The 5,070-nt window shown below is 56.9% G+C and carries 1 protein-coding gene; it reads right to left on the bottom strand.

The genetic code is table 11. The features are described from left to right. Positions 1-173: 173 nt before the first annotated feature. Positions 174-4,850 (bottom strand): cadherin-like domain-containing protein, encoded by a 4,677-nt coding sequence (locus ABX749_RS21225; RefSeq protein WP_372897737.1) that lies wholly within the window; start codon positions 4,848-4,850, stop codon positions 174-176. Positions 4,851-5,070: the final 220 nt, after the last annotated feature.

Below are 5,070 nucleotides of genomic sequence, written 5' to 3'. Positions count from 1 at the left end.
GGCAATGATGGCACCCTGCCTGTCATTCGCATCGACATGCAAGTTAAGTAGGACCGATTCCCACCGGCCGCTTTCGTTGAGGCGCGTCTGCGTACAGGGCTCCGCCCTGATCGCCCCAACGCTGAGCCGGAGGGCTGCCCATCCCACGAATTGCCAGAGCGGGCTGGGATGTTCTATTGGCCGAAGCTGAGTTGTTTTAGGAAACTCCGTCCAAATCGCCCATAGTCTTGCCCATCGACGTCGTTGTCTTGATCGTAGTCGAATGATTCGTTGAATTTCGGATCTGAAAAGGCCGCCAAGAATGCCAAGCCGAATCGACCGTAGTCTTGACCGTCCACGTCGCGGTCTCCATCGCTGTCACCAAAAAGTTGAAAAAACAGGTCCGTCGCTTGGTCACCGTACGTGTAGTCACCGCTCATTGCCGTGCCACCGGCGCTGATCATCGATCCGGTAATCAACAGTTCGTAGTTGCCTGTATCAAGTGAGTGCCGACCGTTCGCCGCGTCGACAACCCCTGGCCCCGAAAGGAAGGTGAGTGTGGCAACCGTTTTTCCGTTTTCGACTTCCGAGTTGAGCGCGAGATTGACTTCCTGATTGGTTTCGCGATTGCGAACGGAAAACGCTCCAACTGATGCGACGACTTCCGTGTTGAAACTGACGGACACTTCGGTGACGCGTGAACGCTGCGATTGGCCTCGATTGACCACAACACTTTCCACCTCAGGCGAGATGGCCTGGCCGATGGTAACCACGTAGTCTTCGACTTCGCCATCGGCGGCAGCACCCGTTGGCTGTAGTCCACCGGCGGAACTGAGCCGTACGCGAGCGATGGCTTGACCCATCGGAGCAGTTGACGGCAACGAATAGTTGAGTGTTTGTAGTCCGGCAATCACGGCCCTGTCGTCAAGGATCTTTTCATCTGCCTGCCAAATCCCGTCTCCATCGAAATCGATCCAGGCATCCACTTTCGCGTGACTGGCGTTTTGAAGGTCGATGTTTACACCGGCCATCGGGTTACCGATTCCAATGCTGCCGAACAACACACCGTCTTCGTCATCGCCATCGCCAGTTGCCAACCCGCTTGGCTGTCCGTCCAATTCCAAGTCACGCAGAGCACCCAAGCGTGGTCCTGTGCCACCATGCCGGGCACCAGAGTGAGTGGCCAACGTTCCGTAGGATGCGGGTGCGTCGCCAAAGTCGTAGGGAAGCCGATCAAAGTCGGAAAGCAATACAGTGTTGCTCGTCCCACTGTACGTGACGAGAAATGTTCCTTCGCCGCCAATCGTCTCAAGCCGCTGGCCACTGGCCACGTTTTCAAAGGTTCCCGACAAACTTGTGGCGGAAACAAGAACAGTAAACGTTTCCGTCGCCGAAGGGAAATAAATTGTCTCACCGGACGGCAGCAATGAAACAGTCAGCGTCCCGCCAAGTGTCGCTGAGTTTGCGATCAATTGGTCGTATTCTGATCCTGCAGTCGCCCCTGCAAGCTCCACATCGAAGAACGCGCCTGATGACAACGTCACCGCGTTTACGGAAAGGCTTCCGGCGCTCGCGCCAGGTGCAAGATGCCCCGCTGCGTTCACGGTGACCGACGAGCCGATGGATCCGTTGCCGCCAAGAGTGCCATTGGCATTGACGGAGTAGTCAAGGCCGCCGGTGTGGGTTCCGTCAACTTGCAAGACTCCGCCATCGATGGTCGTCGTACGCGTGTGGGTCATGGTTCCGGCCAGTGCCTGTGTCCCCGCGCCGGACTTGACCAGGCTGACCTCGCCGTCGATCGTGCCGGCGAAGAATCCGTCGGTGTCGCTGGAGAAGGTCAGTGCTCCGCCGGAACCGACTGTGCTGTTGGAGGACGTGATGCTGCCGCTGCCGTTGAGCGCGCCGATCGTGCCGCTCAGGTTGCTGATGAAGGTGCTGGAACGGGCATTGAGATCCAGCACGCCGTCAAGATTGACGTCCCCTGGGGTATTAAAAGCGCTGTTGCTGATGGCCGAAATGGAGGCTCCCGCCGCGACCGCAAGGTCATTTCGGACGATGCCGGATCGCCCCGTGATGTGACCTTCGGCGACGACCAGATTTCCGTCGTAGTTGCTGGACTTGCTCATGACCAATTCGCCCGCACCGAGTTTGGTGAGGTCTCCGGCCCCCTGGATCCGTCCGACCAGCAATTGGTTACCGGCGACACCCACGCCAATCGACGCATCACCGTCTAGAAAGATCGTGCTTTCGTCGCCGTTGTTGGAAGATCCGAAGCGAGTCCCACTGCCAACCGCCCCCACCGTGTAGAGTGCCCCTTTTCCGTCAACTCCATCACCAGTGATCGTCAGTTTCTCGTTCGTGATCCGGATCTCTGACTGTAGCTCCAGCGTTCCGCCATCAGCGACAATCGACGCGTTGGTCTCCAGCGAACCATCGGTAGCCGTTCCGTTGTTGCCCAAGCCTGCAACGTGCTGAACAATCGTCCGCGTGCCGGTCGGAACCAGCGAAATCCCATCGTAGTAGTTTTCCCGTCCGTTGGTGATAACCGGACCAAGAGAGCTGCCGGTGTTGCCCGTTGCTTGCTCGCCGAGCACCAGCGTCATGTTCGTGTTGTTGGTGATGACCGAGTTCACATGATCGTAGCCCGCCAGATCCAGGTCGACGACGCTCGGATCCTCGCGCCAGTTATCCGCGTAGAACTGCGACGCACGAAACACGTGTGCGTCGCCGAAGTACGACGCCGGCAGGTTGCTGGTGATATTGACGTCCACGTTGTTCCCGCTGACGTAAGCGATCGCCGAGCCGTGATTGATGGGCGCCGCGCCTACCAGTTCGACATCGATCGATGAGTTGGCCGAATTGTCTTTATCAACAACGATCAACGGCCCGTTGACGACGTTCCCCTTGGCGTTCGTGATGGTGGTGTTCGACTTGAAGTTAAATGCGTTTTCTGTTCCATAAGCTTCGACATTGTTCAGCGTGATCGTCCCCGAACCGAGCGTCACGGCAAACCCAGTCCGCATGTTGGTGACCACCACATTGTCGACCGTCAAACCGGACGCGCCGGTGTACATCCGAACGCCGCCTTCGTTACCTGAGATAAGAATGTCTTCCGGAATCGGCCTGCCCCAAAACGTGTGCCCGTACTCTTGGTACTCGGGTCGATCAAGGACACCTTGTGATGAAAACAGTTCGCCGGTGATGGTGCTATTGGTCAACGTTGTGTTCGTCGATAGCTGCACAAAGAATCCGTGGCCGAACGTGTTCACGTCCAAGTGCATGTTGTTGATCACCGCATTGGTTGCTTCGCCAACTCGAAATGCGCTTGCTTTGCGATGGCCGATGAATGGCTGCACACCTCCGGACGAACCCTTGCCAAAGGCGTCGCCGAGTCCATAGGTATCCGTTCTGGATCCCCGAGTCACGACGGTGACCCCGTCGATCGTGTTGTCGTCGCCACTCAATTCAATGTATTGCGTCGCCCAATCCGCATAGCGTTGCGCATTGGGGTCGGTGTCGAGCGCAATGTCCTCACCGATCACCGTAAGGTTTTTGACGACGTTGCCGGATCCGGAAACTCGCACAACGTCGACACCACTGTCGTGACCAAGAGCGCGCCCGAATCCGTCTAGCTTGCGAGTGTCGAGCTTGATCGTCGTACCCGCCAAGTCATAGGTATTGCCGGTTCCACTGAGTTCCATAAAAACTGGAGCCGAATTGGTGGGATCGGCGTAATGGTCCCCATTGATCCAATACTCGCCGGGCGTCACGACGCCGGTCACAGGGTGCGGGTCGCCTCCGGTGACACTGAGCACAACCAAGCGGTTGTTGACCGACGTACCCAGAGCACGCAATTCCGCCAGACTGTTCGCCACGGTGGCGACGGCGAGACGAAACGTACCACTGGTCGCAGTGCCAAAACCATCGTTGACCACAAAGGTGAAACTGTCCGTGGTACTTTGGCCGCTGTTGTGGCCGTACGTCACGCGGTTGTTATCGAGATCGTCTTGTGTAAAGGTGTCGTATTGAACAAGCGCCGTGCCTGAGCGATACATCGTTCCATTGGCGGGCAGGCTAGTCACCGTGTACGTCAGCTCGGACGGAGACTGCTCAGCATCGGTCGCTTCCAAGTTTGCCTTTGTGATGATTACCGTGCCGCCATCATTGACCGCCAGCGGACGATTGGTCGTCAACACTTCTTCGGTATTCGGGGACGTGGTACTCGTGAACAGATCCAACACTTCGGCGGACGTCAGTTCATTGTCATAAATGCGCACGTCATCCAACAGACCGTCATAACTTTCTGAACCATTGGTCTGTGCACCCAGCGTAAAAGAGGTGACGCTGGCCATGCTCTTGGTTTTGCCCGTGCCGCTATGCCACAGTGCTCCATCAAGGTAGATGTTCATGCGGCCTGTGGCCGCGTTCTTGGTAAACGCCCAATGGTGCCAGGAGTCTCGATGAACGAGCGGATCGGCAACCTTGTTGATCCTGTCGTATCCGGCGCCCTGTCCTGCGTCCCAGTAGACCCTGCCGTTGGTAAATGGCAGATGAACATTGAAGACTCGATCTCCTACGGCATTGACTCCGTACAAGATGCTGTCGCTGACCGGTTGTGTGTCCCCACCGTAAGTCCAAAGTGCGATAGTTATCTCTTGGTCGACGGTAGCCAGCGCGGCGGAGGGCACGGAAATGTTGCCGTCGGCATTGAACTCGATCGCTCCGTCGAGCTGACCGCTGGTCCATGCACCACCGGTGACTGTGCCGTGGTGACCGTTCCCTGACGAATCCGTCGCCACCGTGCCTGAGACTTCATCAAGTGGGTACCAAGCCAACGTCGCCAGTACGACCCGTTGTTCCAGTGACTCCAATAGCCTGATCCGACGCCGTTTGAATGAAGCCCGGTCCCGATTCGAATTTGCCTGACCTGACAATAGACGAGAAACGCGGCGAAACAGATTAGACACTTGTCCTCCGATGGAACTCTGGCTTTGAAGATAGACCGAACGGTCATTTCCCTGCAAAGACGAGAAATTCCAGCAGGATGAGTATTCTAACGCGGCGAAAAAAACGTGCGGAGTGCGAATTTTT

Source organism: Stieleria sp. (assembly GCF_041595215.1).
In the GTDB taxonomy this organism is placed as follows: Bacteria; Planctomycetota; Planctomycetia; order Pirellulales; family Pirellulaceae; genus Stieleria; species Stieleria magnilauensis.
Note: the sequence above shows the minus strand (reverse complement) of the source record. Positions and strands in the feature narration are given on the sequence as shown.